The sequence below is a fragment of the Serratia sp. H402Y genome (genome assembly GCF_051172415.1).
GTDB lineage: Bacteria > Pseudomonadota > Gammaproteobacteria > Enterobacterales > Enterobacteriaceae > Serratia > Serratia ureilytica.
Window position 1 is genome coordinate 382,679 of the sequence record NZ_JBPIYZ010000002.1, and the last position, 17,827, is coordinate 400,505.

A 17,827-nucleotide genomic window follows, 5' to 3' on the forward strand; every position below is an offset into this window, starting at 1 on the left:
CGGGTCGGGGTCCATATGGGGAATAACCTCCGGTAAAGGGAAAAACAGAGCGGCAGGAGCGGCCGTTCATCGCAATGTCACAATCCCGTTTTGCATCAAGATCCGCGTCGGAAAATGAGCTATGCTGACGGGCATTGTTTTACAGGCCTTTATGTTACGCCTGTCCACCTCAACGAAAAGTAAACCATGCAAAACCGGCTGACCATCAAGGACATCGCGCGCCTGAGCGGCGTAGGCAAATCCACCGTCTCACGCGTGCTGAACAATGAAGGCAGCGTGAGCCCGCAAACCCGTGAACGGGTGGAAGCGGTGATCCGTCAGCAAGGGTTTACGCCCTCCAAGTCGGCGCGCGCCATGCGCGGCCAAAGCGACAAAGTGGTGGGCATCATCGTTTCCCGTCTCGACTCGCCGTCGGAAAACCAGGCGGTACGCACCATGCTGCCGCTGCTGTATCAGCAAGGCTTCGATCCGATCGTGATGGAGAGCCAGTTCGAAACCCGCCTGGTGCAGGAGCATCTGCACGTACTGCATCAGCGCAACGTCGACGGCGTGATCCTGTTCGGCTTCACCGGCTTGACCGCGGCGATGCTCAAGCCGTGGCAGGAAAAAATGGTGGTGATGGTGCGCGAATACGACGGCTTCTCGTCAGTCTGCTACGACGACGCCGGCGCGGTGAACCTGCTGATGGATCGCCTGTATCAGCAAGGACATCGGCATATCGGCTATCTGGGGGTGCAGCTCAGCGACGCCACCACCGGCCAGCGCCGCTATCAGGCCTATCTCGACGCCTGTGAACGCCTCACGCTCACGCCGCGCGCCACGCTGGGCGAACTGAGCTACCAGAGCGGTTTCCAGCACGCCGCCGAAGTGATTGACGCGCACACCAGCGCGCTGATTTGCGCCTCCGACAGCATCGCCCTGGGGGCGATCAAATACCTGCAACAACAGCCGACGCGCGCCATCCAGGTATGCGCCATCGGCAACACCCCGCTGCTCAGCTTCCTGTTCCCCGACACCCTGTCGGTGGAGTTCGGCTACGGCAGCGCCGGCCTGCTGGCCGCGCAGCAGTTGCTGGCGCAGCTCAGCGGCGAGCAGGGGATCCGCCGCCTGGTGGTGCCCAGCAAACTTTCCTGATCGGAAGTTGACCATTTTTCGTCATTTTGTGATCCTCGCCCCAAACCGGGAACGTTCCCATTTCATTCAAAATGCCGAGTGGCTAAGCTTTGATCATTACTCAGTCAACACCTCTGCAGGTATCCCATAATGAGCAAAGTAAAACAGCAGGATATTGATCGCCTGATTGTTTTGGTCGGCGGCCGCGAGAACATCGCCACCGTCAGCCATTGCATTACCCGGCTGCGTTTCGTCCTCAACGATCCCAATAAGGCGAAACCGAAAGAGATCGAAGAGCTGCCTATGGTCAAAGGGTGCTTCACCAACGCCGGGCAGTTCCAGGTGGTGATCGGCACCGACGTCGGCGACTACTATCAGGCGCTGATCGCCAGCACCGGCGTCAACGAGGCCGACAAGGAGCAGGCCAAGGTGGCCGCGCGCCAGAACATGACCTGGACCGAGCGCACCATCTCCCACTTCGCCGAGATCTTCTTCCCGCTGCTGCCGGCGCTGATCAGCGGCGGTCTGATCCTCGGCTTCCGCAACGTGATCGGCGACATCCCGATGTCCGGCGGCCAAACGCTGGCGCAGATGCACCCGGCGTGGAAAACCGTTTACGACTTCCTGTGGCTGCTCGGTGAAGCGATCTTCATGTTCCTGCCGGTGGCCATCTGCTGGTCGACGGTGAAAAAGATGGGCGGCACCCCGGTGCTCGGCATCGTGCTGGGCGTCACCCTGGTGTCGCCACAGCTGATGAACTCCTACCTGCTCGGCCAGCAAACGCCGGAAGTGTGGAACTTCGGCTGGTTCGTGATCCAGAAAGTGGGCTATCAGGCGCAGGTGATCCCGTCGATCCTGGCGGGCATGGCGCTGGGCTGGATCGAAACCCGGCTGAAAAAGATCGTTCCCGACTATCTCTATCTGGTGGTGGTGCCGGTGGTCTCGCTGCTGCTGGCGGTGTTCCTGGCGCACGCGCTGATCGGGCCGTTCGGCCGCATGATCGGCGACGGCGTTGCCTGGGCGGTGAAATCGGTGATGACCGGCAGCTTCGCGCCGGTGGGCGCCGCGCTGTTCGGCTTCCTGTATGCGCCGCTGGTGATCACCGGCGTGCACCAGACCACGCTGGCCATCGACATGCAGATGATCCAGAGCATGGGCGGCACCCCGGTATGGCCGCTGATTGCGCTGTCCAACATCGCGCAGGCCTCGGCGGTGCTCGGCATCATCATCATCAGCCGCAAGGCCAACGAGCGTGAAATCTCGGTGCCGGCGGCGATCTCCGCCTACCTCGGCGTGACCGAGCCGGCGATGTACGGCATCAACCTCAAATACCGCTTCCCGATGCTGTGCGCGATGATCGGCTCCGCGATCGCGGGCCTTATCTGCGGGCTGGACGGCGTGATGGCCAACGGCATCGGCGTCGGTGGCCTGCCGGGCATCCTGTCTATCAAGCCGCAGTTCTGGCTGATTTACTCGCTGGCGATTCTGGTGGCGATCGTCATCCCGCTGGTGCTGACCATCATGGTCTACAAACGCAAGGCCGCCCGCGGCGAGCTGCCGGTTTGATTGACGCAATATGAATGTAGGGGCCTGCTTGCGCAGGCCCGTTGTCACGATTCAAAGGTATTGAACTATGAGCAACCCAACCCCCTGGTGGCAGAACGGCGTCATCTACCAAATTTATCCGAAGAGTTTTCAGGACAGCACCGGCAACGGCTACGGCGATTTGGCCGGGGTGACCCGGCGGCTGGACTATCTGCAGGAACTGGGCGTGGATGCGATCTGGCTGACGCCGGTCTACGTATCGCCGCAGGTGGACAACGGCTATGACGTGGCGGACTACTGCGCCATCGATCCGGCTTACGGCACGATGGCAGACTTCGAGCAGTTGGTCGCCGCCGCCCACCAGCGCGGCATCCGCATCGTAATGGACATGGTGTTCAACCACACCTCGACCGAGCACCCGTGGTTCAAAGCCGCGCAGGATCGCCACAGCCCGTATCGTCAGTTCTACGTCTGGCGCGACGGCGAAGGTGAAACGCCGCCGAACAACTGGCGCTCCAAGTTCGGCGGCAACGCCTGGCAGTGGCACGCCGACAGCGGCCAGTACTACCTGCACCTGTTCGCCGCCGAGCAGGCGGATCTCAACTGGGAACACCCGCCGGTGCGCGAAGAGCTGAAGAAAGTGTGTCAGTTCTGGGCGGACAAAGGCGTCGACGGGCTGCGCCTCGACGTGATCAACCTGGTGTCCAAACAGCAGGACTTCCCGTCCGACAGCCAGGGCGACGGCCGCCGCTTCTACACCGACGGCCCGCGCATCCACGAGTTCCTGCAGGAGATGAGCCGCGAGGTGTTTCAGCCGCGCGGCCTGATGACGGTGGGCGAGATGTCCTCCACCACGCTTGAGCATTGCCAGCGCTACGCGGCGCAGAGCGGCGAAGAGCTGTCGATGACCTTCAATTTCCATCACCTGAAGGTGGACTACGCCGGCGGCGAAAAATGGACGCGGGCTGCGCCGGATTACGTGGAACTGAAGCAGATCTTCCGCCACTGGCAACAAGGGATGCATAACCGCGCCTGGAACGCGCTGTTCTGGTGCAACCACGATCAGCCGCGCATCGTGTCGCGCTTCGGCGATGAAGGCGCACTGCGGGTGCCGGCCGCCAAAATGCTGGCGATGGTGCTGCACGGCATGCAGGGCACGCCTTATATCTATCAGGGCGAAGAACTCGGCATGACCAACCCCGGCTTCCGCGCCATCGAGCAGTATCGCGACGTGGAAAGCCTGAACATGTACGCCGAACTGCGCGCCCAGGGCCGCAGCGACGCCGAGCTGCTGGCGATCCTGGCCGACAAATCGCGCGACAACGGCCGCACGCCGATGCAGTGGAGCGCCGCGCCGCACGCCGGTTTCACCACCGGCACGCCGTGGATCGGCTGCGCCGAGAACTACCCGCAGATCAACGCCGACGCGGCGCTGGCCGATCTCGACTCGGTGTTTTACGCCTATCGCCAGCTGATCACCCTGCGCAAGCAGTATCCGCTGCTGACCCACGGCGACTATCAGGATCTGGCGCCGGAACACCCGGCGCTGTGGTGCTATCAGCGCAGCTGGAACGGCCAGCGCCTGCTGGTGGCGGCCAACCTGAGCCGCGAACCGCTGGCCTGGGCGGCGGAAGGCGTGGAAGCTTCCGCGCAATGGCGCCCGCTGATGAGCAACTACGCCGATTCGGCGGACCAGCCGCAGGCGCTGACGCTGCGGCCGTTCGAAGCGGTGTGGTGGCTGCTCGAAGACTGACCCCGCAGGGCGCGGCGAACGCTGCGCCCTACCATTTCCCCAGCAGCGCCGCCACGCCGGCGGCCTCTTGCGCCAACTGCTCATCGCTCATGTCGCTCACGCCCTGCACCAGATGCGGCGGCAGATAATCCATGCCGGTCAGGTTGGCCATGGCGTGGAACGGCAGCAGCAGATCCTGCACCGGGTAACGGTTGTACCCTTGCGTCGTATAAGCCTGCGCGTCGCCGCCGGTGCTCACCACCAGCTGCAGCGGCTTGCCGTGCAGTTGGGTGCCTTCGCTGCCGTAGGCAAAACCGTAGGTTAATACCGCATCCTGCCATTCGCTGAGGATCGCCGGCGAGCTGTACCAGTAAAACGGGAACAGCATCACTACCGCATCATGGCTCTGCAGCAGCGCCTGTTCGCGCGCCACGTCGATGCGGTAATCCGGGTACGCGCGGATCAGTTCGTGAACGGTCACGTTGGGCAGCGGGCGTACGGCCTCGATCAGCGCCTTATTAATGCGCGACTCGTCGGGGGTACGGTGGGCGGTTAACACTAAAATGCGCGACATACATGATTCCTCGGTCATAAGAAGATGAGGCATTTTTCCATTTCCGCCGCTGCGGGTGTAGGCTGTTAGAGGTCACTTCAATTTCAACTGAAAGTATCAACCACTATGTCGCTGCCCTTTGACGTGCATCGCCTGTTGCCGGCCTTCCTCGCCGCCGCGCAGGCGCAAAATTTCTCCGCCGCCGCTCGCCAGCTGGGCGTGACGCCGGCGGCGGTCAGCAAAAACATCCGCGCGCTGGAAGAGAAGCTGGCGCTGCGGCTGTTTCAGCGCAACACCCACAACGTGCTGCTGACCGACGAGGGCAAAGCGCTGCTGGCGCAGGTAGCGCCGCTGTGGCAGGCATTGGCGGCGACGCTGGAAAGCGCCGGCGGCGAACGGCAGGCGCCTGCCGGCGTGGTGCGCGTCACGATGATCCCCGGCTTCGGCCGCCGGATGCTGATGCCGTTGATCCCGCAATTTTTGGCGCGCTATCCGCAGATCGATCTCGATCTGTCGCTGGACGCCCGGGTGGTGAATCTGGTGGGCGAAGGTTTCGACGTCGGCATCGGCAGCCGGGTCGATCCCGACAGCCGGCTGGTGGCCCGCCCGCTCTACCCGATGCACATGGTGCTGGCGGCGTCGCCCGACTATCTGGCGCGGCGCGGTGAACCGCAAACGCCGCACGATCTGCTGCGGCACGACTGCCTGCTGCACCGCAACCCGGCCAACGGCCGCCACGTCAAATGGCAGCTGCGCCATCAGGGCGAAACGCTGGCGCTGGAGCTGAACGGCCGGCTGGTGGCCAGCCGCCCGGAGATGCTGCTGGATGCGGCGCTGGCCGGGCTGGGCATCGTCAACCTGGCACGCTGGTACGTCGAGAAACACTTCGAGCAGGGCACGCTGCGGCCGGTGCTGGCGGAATGCTGGCCGCGCCCGGTGCAGCTGTGGCTCTATTACGCCTCGGCGGATCTGCCGCCGCGGGTGCGCGTCTGGGTCGATTTTCTGCTGGAACATTTTCGCGATCGGCCGGCGGGCGATTGACGACTGTTCAGCTTGCGCACGCTCTTCCGTTTTCCTTGTTCTACATCAAAAGAATCGCGCCAATATCTATATATAGTGCATTAAGAATTGCGAACAACTATATATAGTAGTTATCCACAAAATCATCCACACGCCGCCACAGCCCTTGCGCGCTGCGGCTTTGCCCTGTGGATAAGCGAAATTTGACGGTTGCTCGCCACGCCAGGCGGGTATGAACGCTCCCTCGGGGAACAAGGAGTACAACGTGAAACCAGTAGTGATTAAGCGGGACGGTTGCCAGGTACCTTTTGACGAAGCGCGCATTGCGCAGGCCATCGAGCGCGCCGCGCTGGCGGTGGGCGTGGTCGATGCCGACTACTGCGCCACCGTCGCCCGCGTGGTCGCTCAGCGCATGGAGCAGCAGCCGCGCGTCGATATCCACGAGATCCAGCAGGCGGTGGAAAACCAGCTGATGGCCGGCGAATACAAACAGCTGGCGCGCGCCTATATCGAATACCGCCACGATCGCGATGTGGCGCGCGAACTGCGCGGCCGCCTGAACCAGGAAATTCGCGGCCTGGTCGAGCAAAGCAACCGCGCGCTTCTGAACGAAAACGCCAACAAGGACAGCAAGGTGATCCCCACCCAGCGCGACCTGCTGGCGGGCATCGTCGCCAAACACTACGCCAAGCAGCACATCCTGCCGCGCGACGTGGTGCTGGCCCATGAACGCGGCGAAATTCACTACCACGATCTCGACTACTCGCCGTTCTTCCCGATGTTCAACTGCATGCTGATCGATCTGAAAGGCATGCTGACCAACGGTTTCAAGATGGGCAACGCCGAAATCGAGCCGCCGAAGTCGATCTCCACCGCCACCGCCGTGACCGCGCAGATCATCGCCCAGGTCGCCAGCCATATTTATGGCGGCACCACCATCAACCGCATCGATGAAATTCTGGCGCCGTTCGTCGACGAGAGCTTCCGCAAACACCTGCAGGTGGCGGAAGAGTGGCAGATCCCGGACGCCAAAGGCTATGCCATGGCGCGCACCGAGAAAGAGTGTTACGACGCCTTCCAGTCGCTGGAGTACGAGGTCAACACCCTGCACACCGCCAACGGCCAGACGCCGTTCGTCACCTTCGGCTTCGGCCTCGGCACCAGCTGGGAGTCGCGCCTGATCCAGCGCTCGATCCTGAAAAACCGCATCGCCGGGCTGGGCAAAAACCGCAAGACCGCCGTGTTCCCCAAACTGGTGTTCGCCATCCGCGACGGCCTCAACCACCAGTACGGCGATCCGAACTACGACATCAAGCAGCTGGCGCTGGAGTGCGCCAGCAAGCGCATGTACCCGGACATTCTCAACTACGATCAGGTGGTGAAGGTCACCGGCTCGTTCAAAACGCCGATGGGCTGCCGCAGCTTCCTCGGCACCTACGAGCAGGACGGCGAGCTGGTGCACGACGGCCGCAACAACATCGGCGTCATCAGCCTCAACCTGCCGCGCATCGCGCTGGAAGCGATGGGCGATGAGTCGCGCTTCTGGGCGCTGCTGGATCAGCGCCTGCAGCTGGCGAAAAAGGCCCTGATGACGCGCATCGCCCGGCTGGAAGGCATCAAGGCGCGGGTGGCGCCAATCTTGTACATGGAAGGCGCCTGCGGCGTGCGGCTCAAGGCCGACGACAACATCGCCGATATCTTCAAGCACGGCCGCGCCTCGATTTCGCTGGGCTACATCGGCCTGCACGAGACCATCAACGCGCTGTTCGGCGGAAAAAACCACGTGTATGACGACGAGGCGCTGCGCGCCAAAGCGGTGGCGATCGTCGCGCGGCTGCGCGCCGCCGTCGACGCCTGGAAAGACGAGACCGGCTACGGCTTCAGCCTCTACAGCACGCCGAGCGAGAACCTGTGCGATCGCTTCTGCCGGCTGGACACCGCCGATTTCGGCGTAGTGCCGGGCGTCACCGACAAGGGCTATTACACCAACAGCTTCCACCTCGACGTGGAGAAGAAGGTCAATCCGTACGACAAGCTGGACTTCGAAGCGCCCTACCCGCCGTTGGCCAGCGGCGGCTTCATCTGCTACGGCGAGTACCCGAACCTGCAGCACAACCTGAAGGCGCTGGAAGACGTGTGGGACTACAGCTACACCCGGGTGCCTTACTACGGCACCAACACGCCGATCGACGAGTGCTACGAATGCGGCTTCACCGGTGAATTCTCCTGCACCAGCAAAGGCTTCACCTGCCCGAAATGCGGCAACCACGACTCGGCCAAGGTCTCGGTCACCCGCCGGGTGTGCGGCTATCTCGGCAGCCCCGATGCCCGGCCGTTCAACGCCGGCAAGCAGGAAGAGGTGAAACGCCGGGTGAAACACCTCGGCAACGGGCAGCTCGGCTGAAAAGCGCCGTGCAGCCTAGGCAGAAGCCTGTTCATCAGGCGTGATTGTCGCCGCCAGTTTGCCTTCGGCCAGCGCGCACCAACCGCAGCGTACACGCAGTACATGAGGATTGGGAGCACTGCCGGAGGCAAAATGGCCAGTAAAATAGCCTGATGGGCAGGCCTCACATGAATTATCACCAGTATTACCCGATCGACGTCGTCAACGGCCCCGGCACCCGCTGCACGCTGTTTGTCGCCGGCTGCGTGCACCAGTGCCCCGGCTGCTACAACAAAAGCACCTGGCGGCTCAACTCCGGCCAGCCGTTTACCCCGGAGTTGGAAGACCGCATCATCACCGATCTGAACGATACGCGCGTGCCGCGCCAGGGGCTGTCGCTCTCCGGCGGCGATCCGCTGCACCCGGCCAACGTACCGAGCATCTTGCAACTGGTGAAACGGGTACGCGCCGAATGCCCCGGCAAGGATATCTGGCTGTGGACCGGCTACCGGCTGGCGGAGCTGGACGCACAGCAAATGCAGGTGGTGGACAGGATCAACGTGCTGATCGACGGCAAGTTCGTGCAGGATTTGAAAGACCCGGCGCTGATCTGGCGCGGCAGCAGCAACCAGGTGGTGCATAGGTTGCGATGAACCAACAATACACGTTTCAATAGGTATTCATCCAAACTCGACCTGACGCATCGGCAGCATAAAGTCATCTGACAGGCGGCTCTGTGCCAGAAGCTGACGTTCAAATGACCGGGCATACCCGATCCTCTTTGCCCAGTACGTCAGAAATTCATATTTTTATGCCCAGACTTCTGATATTTCAGATGAGCTGGTAACAAAAGCATGTTGAGGTATGATTTTTTCAAGTAAAAACACATTGGTTTCATGATCTGGATCTTCGCAACAATCACTCACAACGATAAGGCGGTAATCAAGGTCAAAAGCTTGCCCGACTGTAGAAAGCACCACACCACTAGTCGTCACGCCAGTAAGGATCAGGGTTTCGATGCCTTGTGCACGAAGAATCATATCAAGTTCGGTAAAAGAAAAAGCGCCGACCCTGCGTTTAACAATCACGGGCTCATTCTCTGCCGGAGCGACATCAGCATGAATAGCCGTGCTCTCGCTATCAGCCATAAAAATTCCATTCTCTTTAATGGACGAGAAAATCGTGTTGTTTTGGCTGACCTCAGGGTAACCCTTGCGGAATCCGACACTAACGTAGATAACGGGTACACCTGCTGCGCGTGCGGATGATATCAGCGAGGCCGTGTTACGAATAACGTCTCCAGCACTCTCATGCGGTAGGAAGTTGTTGAGAATAATCGCCTGAAAGTCCATTACCAGCAGCGCGCTGTTTTTATTGATATTACTGAGTTGATTTGACATAAAATCTCCGAATTTGCCGGTGAAGGGTAATGCAGCCAGTCAGCGTGTCACTGGCTGGCGTTGTATATTGAGGTTCCACGCCGCTCCGAGCAGCAGGATGCAACTGGTTGCCAGGAAAACGGCTCGCATCCCGATATGCCCGCCGACAAAACCTCCAATCAACGGCCCGATGAACTGTCCGGCAAACTGCGCAGCGACGGAAGAACCAAGGATGCTGCCCACCATTCCTTCTGGTACGCGATGACGTATCACTGCCGCAATACAAGGCAACAGGCCGCCAAGCGCCAGCCCCATTAGGAAACGCAGGGCAATCAGTTGCCACCCGGACGTGACAAATGCCTGAGGGATCAGCAACAAACCGGCCGCAGCTAACGCAAGAGCGATAATGCGCAAATGCCCTATCCTGTCTGCCAGCTTCCCAAGCCAAGAGGCGGAAATAATGCTTCCCAATGCCGCTGCCGCCATCACATATCCTGCCACTTTAGTTATCTGGGACGCGTCACTGACGAGGGTTCGAACATAGACCGTGATAATGGGCTCTATTGACATGTTAGCCAGCATCAGCAGCAGGCCGGTGCAAAGCATGCAGACAATTACAGAGCGTGCGGGTATCTGCGACCAGCCAACCCGGGATTGGGTGGCTACATCCGAAGGTTTTTTCACCTCTTCCCGGATAAGAATAAGTGTCATGAGGAAGGCAAAAAATATCAGCGCGCCGGCACAAAGAAATGTGGATCGAATTCCAATCAGGCCAGGTAACCAGCCCCCGGCAAGCGGACCGGCAAGATTACCTGCCATTACACCGGATGAAACGATCCCAAGCGCCCACGCTGCACGTTCTCTGGGAGCCTGGACCGCAATAAGAATTGTTGCACCGGATGAATATCCGCCAGCCAGTCCAACCAACAACCTCAGACCGACAAGTTGCCAGATATTTGTCACCAGCCCCATAAGAGAAACCGTAACCGCCATGCCCAGACTGGCTCTCACGAGCATCGACTTGCGTCCATATCTGTCACCCAGTCTTCCCCAGACCGGGGCAATCAACCCGGCAGTAATAAACGTTGCGCTGAATGCCACACCAGACCATTGAATAACTGCGGCATGCCCGTTTACACCAAGCTCTTCAACATACAAAGGGAGGAATGGCAGCATCAGAGTCATTGCGAAGACGGTTGAAAACGAGCCAATGAAGCAAACGATCAGATTTCGCTGCCAAAAGCTGTTATAGAATTGGGTCATAAAATCGCCCTTTATTGGTATACCAAATTGGTATACCATATAGAGTATGCATTTTACTGTCAATTTTCGGGAGAACATTGCCGTCATGAGTCAGGCATCAGAGGTTGAAAACCAGTTACGAAAACAAATTCTCAGCATGGAACTGGGGCCGGGAGAACGGTTGACGGAGCGCTGGGCTGAAGCGACGTTTAAGGCGTCCCGGACACCTGTGCGAGCCGCATTACAAAAGCTGGAATCAGAAGGGCTGGTATGTCGTGACGGGATACGCTGGTTGGTGGCACCGATCGATATCGCGGAAGTTGAACAGCTGTGCATTTACCGGGAAGTACTGGAAGTTGCGGCATTAAAAATTTCAGCCAGCCAAATGACGGAAGAACAACTCAGCGGTCTGGAAAACCTTCTCAAGGAAAAGGCGGCTGATGCAACTGAAGATATTATGGACGATGCCGGAACACAATTTCATCTACATCTGGCCCGTATGTGTCAGAATACGTTTATTATCGAAGGAATAAGCGATGCTCTGCGCCGGCTTTCACGGGCACGATGGCTGGACAAAGCGCCGTCGAATCCCGCCTGGGAGGATCATCGCGAAATATTTGCTGCGCTTCGCTCGCAGGATACTGAGAAAGCAGCAGAATTACTCGCCATTCATCTTAGCGAAAGCCGCCTCCGCCTTCTCGAAGCTATCAACTCAAGCAGACGTAGCCTAAGGGCGAGAGGTATTGCTATAACCTGACCATGTGGGGCGTTTTGACTAAAATATAAAAAGGTCCGCTTTTCGCTCAAAGCCGACCAACAGCGCCCCTAGACACTGTAAGTCCAGCTGTGAGCTAGCGCAGCTCAACATCATCCTCGATAACACCCCCGAATTTTCGCTTTAAATATAGCCATTCGTTTTTCTACCTCCGAATGGCTGAGATAAACCGCGGTGCCGTTTCTCAAACGTTCAAGGGCGGCATCCACCCTTTCACGCAACGCTTGCTCCTGCAACATCACCTCTAAGTCCATTTCAGGTTTATTCCGCTGTTCCATTTCCATCTCCTCCTTGAGACAGCATCGGGTCATGAATCAGTTACACCAGCCCCATCCCCACCACGCCGGTCACCGCGCCGCACAGCGCCACCAGCGCCGCCGTCAGGCACAGCGCCCGGGCGGAGAAGGCTTTGTTGAGCATCAGCAACGAAGGCAGGCTGACCGCCGGTAGGGTCATCAGCAGCGCCAGCGCCGGGCCGGCGCCCATGCCCGCCAGCATCATGGTCTGTACGATCGGGATTTCCGCCGCGGTGGGGATCACGAACAGGCAGCCGACGATCGCCAGCGCGATGATCCACAGCAGGCTATTGTCGACGGCGCCGTCGGCATGCGGGAACAGCCAGACCCGCGCCGCCCCCAGCGCCAGCACCGCCAGCACGTAGATCGGGATGGTCGACCAAAACAGCGCCCACAGCGCTTTGCCCCAGCGGGCGAGGAACGGCTGCTCGTCGTTCTGCGCCATCATCACCGGCGGCTGCGGCGCGGCGGGTTGCGGATCGTTGGCGGTCACGCGCTGCACCAGCCAGGCGATGCCCAGCACCATCACCACACCTGCCACCAGGCGGATGGCGGCGAACGGCCAACCGAGCACAAACCCCATGAACACCAGCGTCGCCGGATTCAATACCGGGTTGGCGAGCCAAAAGGCCAGCGCGGCGCCGCTGGACACCGACTGGCGGCGCATGCCGGCGGCAACCGGCGCGGCGCAGCAGGTGCACATCATGCCCGGCAGCGCGATCAGCGCCCCCAGCACGGTGCCGGAAAAACGCCGGTGGCCAAGCGTGCGCGCCAGCCAGTCGCGCGGGATCAGCACCTGCACCAGCGAACCTAACAGCACCCCGAGCAGCGCCGCCTTCCACACCGCGGTGAAGTAGACCAGCGCGTACTGCCAGGCCGCCAGCCAGGGGCTCGCGGCGCCGTCGGCCAGGATCGATTTGCCGATCGAGTGGCTGTCCGCCGCCACGAAGGCCTTGCCGTAGTAAGGCTGCCATTTGACGTAGTAGAGGCCGACGGCCACCACCAGCAGAAACAGGATCGGTTTCCACAGCGGCCAGGCGCGTGGAGCGTGTTCAGGGGCATTCAGAGATTGCGGCATGGTAGCGGCCAGAGTCAGTCAACAGTGGCGCCAGCATAGCGCGCCGCCGCCGCCCGTGCACGCCCGGGCTGTCCTAAATAGTTCATCTGTTCGCCACCGACGCGTAACGCGATTGTCATCTGCGCCCGGCACCATGATGCCGACGTGAAGACCACAGGGTAGACGCCCGATGAAACGCACCGCTTCCACCTTCATCGCACCGCCATCGGCATGACGAGGTTTTTATTATGATGGAGTTATCTAGACATCCGACCACTTACCCCACCCGCTATCAGCAGATCGCCGCACAGCTGGAACAGGAGCTGCGCACGCAGTACCGCTGCGGCGACTACCTGCCTTCGGAGCAGCAGTTGGCCGAGCGCTATCAGGTCAATCGCCACACCCTGCGCCGCGCGGTGGATCAGCTGGTAGAGCGCGGCTGGCTGCAGCGCCGCCACGGCGTCGGCATTCTGGTGCTGATGCGGCCTTACGACTACCCGCTGCACGCCAACACCCGCTTCAGCCAGAACCTGTTCGAGCAGGGCAGCCACCCCACCAGTGAGCGCTTACTCGCCGTTTTGCGCCCGTGCAATGGGCATGTCGCCAGCGCGCTCTCGCGTGAAGAAGGCGAAATGGTGATCCACCTGCGCACCCTGCGCCGGGTCAACGGCGTGCCGATGAGCGTGATCGACCATTATCTGCCCGATCTGGACTGGTGGCCGGCGCTGCAGCAGTTCCACAGCGGTTCGCTGCACCAGTTTATCGAACAGCACCTCCAGCAGCCGCTGAGCCGCCGCCAGACGCGCATCAGCGCGCGCCGCGCGCAGGCCAAAGAGAGCCGGCTGCTGGAGATCGCCACCCACGCGCCGCTGCTGTGCGTGCGCACCCTTAACGTCCGCAGCGGCGGCGAAGACGTGGCGGAATACTCCGTCAGCCTGGCCCGCGCCGACATGATTGAACTGACGATGGAGCACTGAATGCACGCCTTAGAGTCGAGACAACGCTGGATGTCGGTGCTGGCGCACAGCCGGCCCGAGCAGCTGCGCAGCCACTGGCAGGCGCTGAACCTCAGCCCGGGTTACCGCAGCATCCGCGCGCCGGAGATCGGCCTGGCCCAGCTGCAGGGGCGCATGGGCGCTACCGGCCGCCGCTTCGTGCTGGGGGACATGACGGTCACCCGTGCGGTGGTGCAGCTGGACAACGGCGGCTACGGCTACAGCTATATCGCCGGGCGCGACAAGGCGCACGCCGAGCTGTGCGCGCTGGCCGATGCGCTGCTGCAACAGCCGGAACACGGCGAACGCCTGCAACAACAGCTGATCGCGCCGCTGGCCGCGCTGCAGCACGAACAGCGCCAGCTGCGCGCCCGGGCGATCGCCGCCAGCCGGGTGGACTTCTTTACGCTGGTGCGAGGGGATTAAGCCATGAGTTTATTGACCGGTTTTGAACAACCGATAGACCAATCGCAGCACGCTTTCCGTTTGATTCTTAAAGCCTTGAGCGAACCGGGCCACCGGGTGACGCTGCCGAACGGCCCAGCCTGGGCGCCGCTGAACGCGGCCAGCACCGCCGCGCTGCTGACGCTGGCCGATCAGGAAACGCCGCTGCAGCTGTGCGATGCGCTTAAAAGTGAGCAAGTGCTAACAAACATTCGTTTTCACAGCGGCGCGCCGCTGGCCACCACGGCGCAGGAGGTCTGTTTTGCCCTGTTCGATGAGCACGTGCAGGCCGCCGATCTGCAGGCCTTACCGCACGGCACTGAAATCTCGCCGGAATGCGGCGCCACGGTGGTGGTGCAGCTCGCCGAGCTGGAGAACGGCGCCGCGCTGCGCCTGACCGGCCCCGGCATCGAGAGCCAACGCCTGATTGCGCCGCGCCTGCCGCCGGCACTGCTGGATTACCTGGTCAACCGCCCGCAGCGCTTCCCGCTGGGGCTGGATATCTTGCTGACCTGCGGCGATCGCCTGCTGGCGATCCCGCGGACCACCCGCGTGGAGGTGTGCTGATGTACGTAGCGGTAAAAGGGGGCGAAAAAGCCATTGAGGCCGCCCATCAGCTGCAGGAACAGCTGCGGCGCGGCGACGAGGCGCTGCCGGCGATCGGCGCGGAACAAATCGAACAGCAGCTGGGGCTGGCGGTGGATCGGGTGATGACCGAAGGCGGCATCTACGATCGCGAGCTGGCGGCGCTGGCCATCAAACAGGCCAGCGGCGATCTGGTGGAGGCGATCTTCCTGCTGCGCGCCTATCGCACCACCCTGCCGCGCCTGGCGGTCAGTGAGCCGCTGGCCAGCGAAAACATGCGGCTGGAGCGGCGCATCTCGGCGGTTTACAAGGACTTGCCCGGCGGGCAGGTGCTGGGGCCGACCTACGACTACACCCACCGGCTGCTGGATTTCGCGCTGTTGGCAGAAGGCGAGGCGCCGCATGCGCCGCAGGCCGACGAACCGCTGCCGGACAACTGCAGCCACGTGTTCGATCTGTTGTGTCGCCAGCAGCTGGCGCGGGAGGAACAGGACGACGGCAGCGCGCCGGACGACATCACCCGCAACCCGCCGGTCTACCCCTGCTCGCGCTCGGCGCGCCTGCAGCAACTGGTGCGCGGCGACGAAGGTTTTCTGCTGGCGCTCGGCTACGCCACCCAGCGCGGCTACGGCCGCAACCACCCGTTCGCCGGCGAGATCCGCACCGGCCACGTTTCGGTGGAGATCGTGCCTGAAGAGCTGGGTTTCGCCATCGATATCGGCGAAATCCTGCTGACCGAGTGCGAAATGGTCAACGGCTTCGTCGATCCCAAGGACCATCCGCCGCACTTCACCCGCGGTTACGGGCTGGTGTTCGGCCGCGCCGAACGCAAGGCGATGGCGATGGCGTTGGTGGACCGCGCATTGCAGAGCCCGGACTACGGCGAAGGCGTCGCCGGCCCGGCGCAGGACGAAGAGTTCGTGCTGGCACACGCCGACAACGTCGAGGCCGCCGGCTTCGTCTCCCATCTCAAGCTGCCGCACTACGTCGACTTCCAGGCTGAACTGGAACTGCTCAAGCGGCTGCGGCAGGAATACAGCGAGCGTCAGGAGGCCCGCGATGAGTGAAGTATTGACCGGCTATAACCTCGGTTATCTGGACGAGCAGACCAAGCGCATGATCCGCCGCGCTATCCTGAAGGCGGTGGCGATCCCCGGCTATCAGGTGCCGTTCGGCGGCCGCGAGATGCCGATGCCCTACGGCTGGGGCACCGGCGGCATTCAACTCACCGCCAGCGTCATCGGCCGCGCCGACGTGCTGAAGGTGATCGACCAGGGCGCCGACGACACCACCAACGCGGTGTCGATCCGCCGCTTCTTCCAGCGCGTCGCCGGGGTGGAAACCACCGAACGCACGCCGGAGGCCACCCTAATCCAGACCCGTCACCGCATTCCGGAAACGGCGTTGCGCGAAGACCAGATCCTGATCTATCAGGTGCCAATCCCGGAGCCGCTGCGCTTTATCGAACCGCGCGAAACCGAGACCCGCAAGATGCACGCGCTGGAGGAGTACGGCGTGATGCAGGTGAAGCTGTATGAAGACATCGCGCGCTACGGCCATATCGCCACCACCTACGCCTACCCGGTGAAGGTCAACGATCGCTACGTGATGGATCCGTCGCCGATCCCGAAATTCGACAACCCGAAAATGCACATGATGCCGGCGCTGCAGCTGTTCGGCGCCGGGCGCGAGAAACGCATCTACGCCCTGCCGCCGTTCACCAAGGTGGAGAGCCTGGACTTCGACGACCACCCGTTCAGCGTGCAGCAGTGGGACGAACCCTGCGCGCTATGCGGCTCGCGCCACAGCTACCTGGACGAGGTGGTGCTCGACGATCGGGGCAACCGCATGTTCGTCTGTTCGGACACCGACTACTGCCGGCAGCAGCTGGCGCAATCTTCGCAAGAGGCGCAGCACTGATGACTTCCACCCCTTTGAGCACCACCCCGCTGCTGTCGGTGAACCGGCTCACCCACCTGTACGCCCCCGGCAAGGGCTTCAGCGACGTGTCGTTCGATATCTACCCCGGTGAAGTGCTGGGTATCGTCGGCGAATCCGGCTCCGGCAAAACCACGCTGCTGAAGTCGATCTCGGCGCGGCTGGCGCCGCAGCGCGGGCAGATCCTTTACCGCCCGCAGGCGGACCGGGAACACGATCTGTACGCCATGGCGGAGAGCGATCGCCGCCGCCTGCTGCGCACCGACTGGGGCGTGGTGCACCAGCACCCGCTCGACGGGCTGCGGCCGCAGGTCTCCGCCGGCGGCAACATCGGCGAGCGGCTGATGGCCATCGGCCAGCGCCACTATGGCGACATTCGCCGCCAGGCCGGCCAGTGGCTGGAAGACGTCGAAATCCCGCTGTCGCGCCTCGACGATCTGCCGACCACCTTCTCCGGCGGCATGCAGCAGCGGCTGCAGATCGCCCGCAATCTGGTCACCCACCCCAAGCTGGTGTTTATGGACGAGCCGACCGGCGGGCTGGACGTGTCGGTGCAGGCGCGCCTGCTCGATCTGCTGCGCAATCTGGTGGTGGAAATGCAGCTGGCGGCGGTGATCGTCACCCACGATCTCGGCGTGGCGCGGCTGCTGGCCCACCGCCTGCTGGTGATGAAACAGGGCGAAGTGGTGGAGAGCGGCCTGACCGATCGGGTGCTCGACGATCCGCACCATCCTTACACCCAGCTGCTGGTTTCTTCGGTGCTGTCGTAA

The 17,827-nt window shown here is 61.9% G+C and carries 17 protein-coding genes and 1 pseudogene; 13 read left to right on the forward strand and 5 right to left on the reverse strand.

Annotated features, from left to right (window positions below):
• The first annotated feature begins 186 nt into the window (after positions 1-186).
• From treR to treC, 3 genes are all read left to right on the forward strand, one after another.
• On the forward strand, positions 187-1,134 hold the full coding sequence (gene treR, locus ACSBQS_RS15765; RefSeq protein ID WP_042783558.1) for a trehalose operon repressor TreR: 948 nt from the start codon (positions 187-189) through the stop codon (positions 1,132-1,134).
• A gap of 129 nt (positions 1,135-1,263) precedes the next feature.
• On the forward strand, positions 1,264-2,679 hold the full coding sequence (gene treB / locus ACSBQS_RS15770) for a PTS trehalose transporter subunit IIBC (RefSeq protein ID WP_033651452.1): 1,416 nt from the start codon (positions 1,264-1,266) through the stop codon (positions 2,677-2,679).
• A gap of 67 nt (positions 2,680-2,746) precedes the next feature.
• On the forward strand, positions 2,747-4,411 hold the full coding sequence (gene treC / locus ACSBQS_RS15775) for an alpha,alpha-phosphotrehalase (protein WP_089192501.1): 1,665 nt from the start codon (positions 2,747-2,749) through the stop codon (positions 4,409-4,411).
• Positions 4,412-4,439: 28 nt separating this feature from the next.
• On the opposite strand, the gene ACSBQS_RS15780 is transcribed toward treC, so the two are convergent.
• Complete coding sequence (locus ACSBQS_RS15780) at positions 4,440-4,964, reverse strand: NAD(P)H-dependent oxidoreductase (protein ID WP_172755752.1); 525 nt, start codon at positions 4,962-4,964, stop codon at positions 4,440-4,442.
• Between the two features lie 105 nt (positions 4,965-5,069).
• Between ACSBQS_RS15780 and ACSBQS_RS15785 the strand changes: the two genes are divergently transcribed.
• The 3 genes from ACSBQS_RS15785 to nrdG all read left to right on the forward strand — a co-directional run bounded on the left by ACSBQS_RS15785 (position 5,070) and on the right by nrdG (position 8,999).
• The gene (locus tag ACSBQS_RS15785; RefSeq protein ID WP_170852963.1) at positions 5,070-5,984 is read left to right on the forward strand and encodes a LysR family transcriptional regulator; all 915 of its coding nucleotides are present in this window, start codon (positions 5,070-5,072) and stop codon (positions 5,982-5,984) included.
• A gap of 244 nt (positions 5,985-6,228) precedes the next feature.
• A complete protein-coding gene (gene nrdD, locus ACSBQS_RS15790) occupies positions 6,229-8,367 on the forward strand; it encodes an anaerobic ribonucleoside-triphosphate reductase (RefSeq protein ID WP_033631650.1) in 2,139 nt (712 codons plus the stop codon).
• A 167-nt stretch (positions 8,368-8,534) separates the two neighbouring features.
• Entirely contained in the window at positions 8,535-8,999 is a 465-nt protein-coding gene (gene nrdG / locus ACSBQS_RS15795; protein ID WP_033651457.1) for an anaerobic ribonucleoside-triphosphate reductase-activating protein, read from the forward strand.
• A 140-nt stretch (positions 9,000-9,139) separates the two neighbouring features.
• Here the strand turns inward: nrdG and ACSBQS_RS15800 are convergent.
• Together ACSBQS_RS15800 and ACSBQS_RS15805 are read right to left on the reverse strand one after the other, a co-directional pair.
• A pseudogene (locus ACSBQS_RS15800) lies at positions 9,140-9,746 on the reverse strand (cysteine hydrolase family protein).
• Positions 9,747-9,785: 39 nt separating this feature from the next.
• Complete coding sequence (locus ACSBQS_RS15805; RefSeq protein WP_434991116.1) at positions 9,786-10,988, reverse strand: MFS transporter; 1,203 nt, start codon at positions 10,986-10,988, stop codon at positions 9,786-9,788.
• Positions 10,989-11,073: 85 nt separating this feature from the next.
• On the opposite strand from ACSBQS_RS15805, the gene ACSBQS_RS15810 reads away from it, so the two are divergent.
• On the forward strand, positions 11,074-11,724 hold the full coding sequence (locus ACSBQS_RS15810; protein ID WP_047025244.1) for a GntR family transcriptional regulator: 651 nt from the start codon (positions 11,074-11,076) through the stop codon (positions 11,722-11,724).
• Between the two features lie 110 nt (positions 11,725-11,834).
• Here the strand turns inward: ACSBQS_RS15810 and ACSBQS_RS15815 are convergent, their stop codons facing one another.
• Both ACSBQS_RS15815 and ACSBQS_RS15820 read right to left on the reverse strand, forming a co-directional pair.
• Positions 11,835-12,026 (reverse strand): hypothetical protein, encoded by a 192-nt coding sequence (locus ACSBQS_RS15815; RefSeq protein WP_232092647.1) that lies wholly within the window; start codon positions 12,024-12,026, stop codon positions 11,835-11,837.
• Between the two features lie 34 nt (positions 12,027-12,060).
• On the reverse strand, positions 12,061-13,116 hold the full coding sequence (locus tag ACSBQS_RS15820) for a permease (RefSeq protein ID WP_197666878.1): 1,056 nt from the start codon (positions 13,114-13,116) through the stop codon (positions 12,061-12,063).
• Positions 13,117-13,343: 227 nt separating this feature from the next.
• Between ACSBQS_RS15820 and phnF the strand changes: the two genes are divergently transcribed.
• Genes phnF through phnK form a run of 6 tightly spaced genes read left to right on the forward strand, consistent with a single transcriptional unit; the run spans position 13,344 to position 17,827 of the window.
• Positions 13,344-14,072, forward strand: coding sequence for a phosphonate metabolism transcriptional regulator PhnF (gene phnF, locus ACSBQS_RS15825; RefSeq protein WP_049300820.1), 729 nt, complete (start codon positions 13,344-13,346; stop codon positions 14,070-14,072).
• The gene (gene phnG, locus ACSBQS_RS15830) at positions 14,073-14,516 is read left to right on the forward strand and encodes a phosphonate C-P lyase system protein PhnG (protein ID WP_016929298.1); all 444 of its coding nucleotides are present in this window, start codon (positions 14,073-14,075) and stop codon (positions 14,514-14,516) included.
• Between the two features lie 3 nt (positions 14,517-14,519).
• Positions 14,520-15,101 (forward strand): phosphonate C-P lyase system protein PhnH, encoded by a 582-nt coding sequence (gene phnH / locus ACSBQS_RS15835; RefSeq protein WP_197666877.1) that lies wholly within the window; start codon positions 14,520-14,522, stop codon positions 15,099-15,101.
• Entirely contained in the window at positions 15,101-16,186 is a 1,086-nt protein-coding gene (locus ACSBQS_RS15840; RefSeq protein ID WP_110146637.1) for a carbon-phosphorus lyase complex subunit PhnI, read from the forward strand. Before phnH ends, ACSBQS_RS15840 begins: the two co-directional genes overlap by 1 nt.
• Positions 16,179-17,039 (forward strand): alpha-D-ribose 1-methylphosphonate 5-phosphate C-P-lyase PhnJ, encoded by an 861-nt coding sequence (locus tag ACSBQS_RS15845; RefSeq protein WP_004933420.1) that lies wholly within the window; start codon positions 16,179-16,181, stop codon positions 17,037-17,039. Before ACSBQS_RS15840 ends, ACSBQS_RS15845 begins: the two co-directional genes overlap by 8 nt.
• The gene (gene phnK, locus ACSBQS_RS15850) at positions 17,039-17,827 is read left to right on the forward strand and encodes a phosphonate C-P lyase system protein PhnK (RefSeq protein ID WP_033651464.1); all 789 of its coding nucleotides are present in this window, start codon (positions 17,039-17,041) and stop codon (positions 17,825-17,827) included. Before ACSBQS_RS15845 ends, phnK begins: the two co-directional genes overlap by 1 nt.

Coding starts and splice junctions, on each gene's coding strand:
- phnH (WP_197666877.1), top strand. CDS start 14,520: ATGAGTTTATTGACCGGTTTTGAACAACCGATAGACCAATCGCAGCAC.
- nrdG (WP_033651457.1), top strand. CDS start 8,535: ATGAATTATCACCAGTATTACCCGATCGACGTCGTCAACGGCCCCGGC.
- ACSBQS_RS15785 (WP_170852963.1), top strand. CDS start 5,070: ATGTCGCTGCCCTTTGACGTGCATCGCCTGTTGCCGGCCTTCCTCGCC.
- ACSBQS_RS15815 (WP_232092647.1), bottom strand. CDS start 12,026: ATGGAAATGGAACAGCGGAATAAACCTGAAATGGACTTAGAGGTGATG.
- ACSBQS_RS15840 (WP_110146637.1), top strand. CDS start 15,101: ATGTACGTAGCGGTAAAAGGGGGCGAAAAAGCCATTGAGGCCGCCCAT.
- ACSBQS_RS15820 (WP_197666878.1), bottom strand. CDS start 13,116: ATGCCGCAATCTCTGAATGCCCCTGAACACGCTCCACGCGCCTGGCCG.
- treR (WP_042783558.1), top strand. CDS start 187: ATGCAAAACCGGCTGACCATCAAGGACATCGCGCGCCTGAGCGGCGTA.
- ACSBQS_RS15810 (WP_047025244.1), top strand. CDS start 11,074: ATGAGTCAGGCATCAGAGGTTGAAAACCAGTTACGAAAACAAATTCTC.
- phnG (WP_016929298.1), top strand. CDS start 14,073: ATGCACGCCTTAGAGTCGAGACAACGCTGGATGTCGGTGCTGGCGCAC.
- treC (WP_089192501.1), top strand. CDS start 2,747: ATGAGCAACCCAACCCCCTGGTGGCAGAACGGCGTCATCTACCAAATT.
- ACSBQS_RS15845 (WP_004933420.1), top strand. CDS start 16,179: ATGAGTGAAGTATTGACCGGCTATAACCTCGGTTATCTGGACGAGCAG.
- ACSBQS_RS15805 (WP_434991116.1), bottom strand. CDS start 10,988: ATGACCCAATTCTATAACAGCTTTTGGCAGCGAAATCTGATCGTTTGC.
- treB (WP_033651452.1), top strand. CDS start 1,264: ATGAGCAAAGTAAAACAGCAGGATATTGATCGCCTGATTGTTTTGGTC.
- ACSBQS_RS15780 (WP_172755752.1), bottom strand. CDS start 4,964: ATGTCGCGCATTTTAGTGTTAACCGCCCACCGTACCCCCGACGAGTCG.
- phnF (WP_049300820.1), top strand. CDS start 13,344: ATGATGGAGTTATCTAGACATCCGACCACTTACCCCACCCGCTATCAG.
- phnK (WP_033651464.1), top strand. CDS start 17,039: ATGACTTCCACCCCTTTGAGCACCACCCCGCTGCTGTCGGTGAACCGG.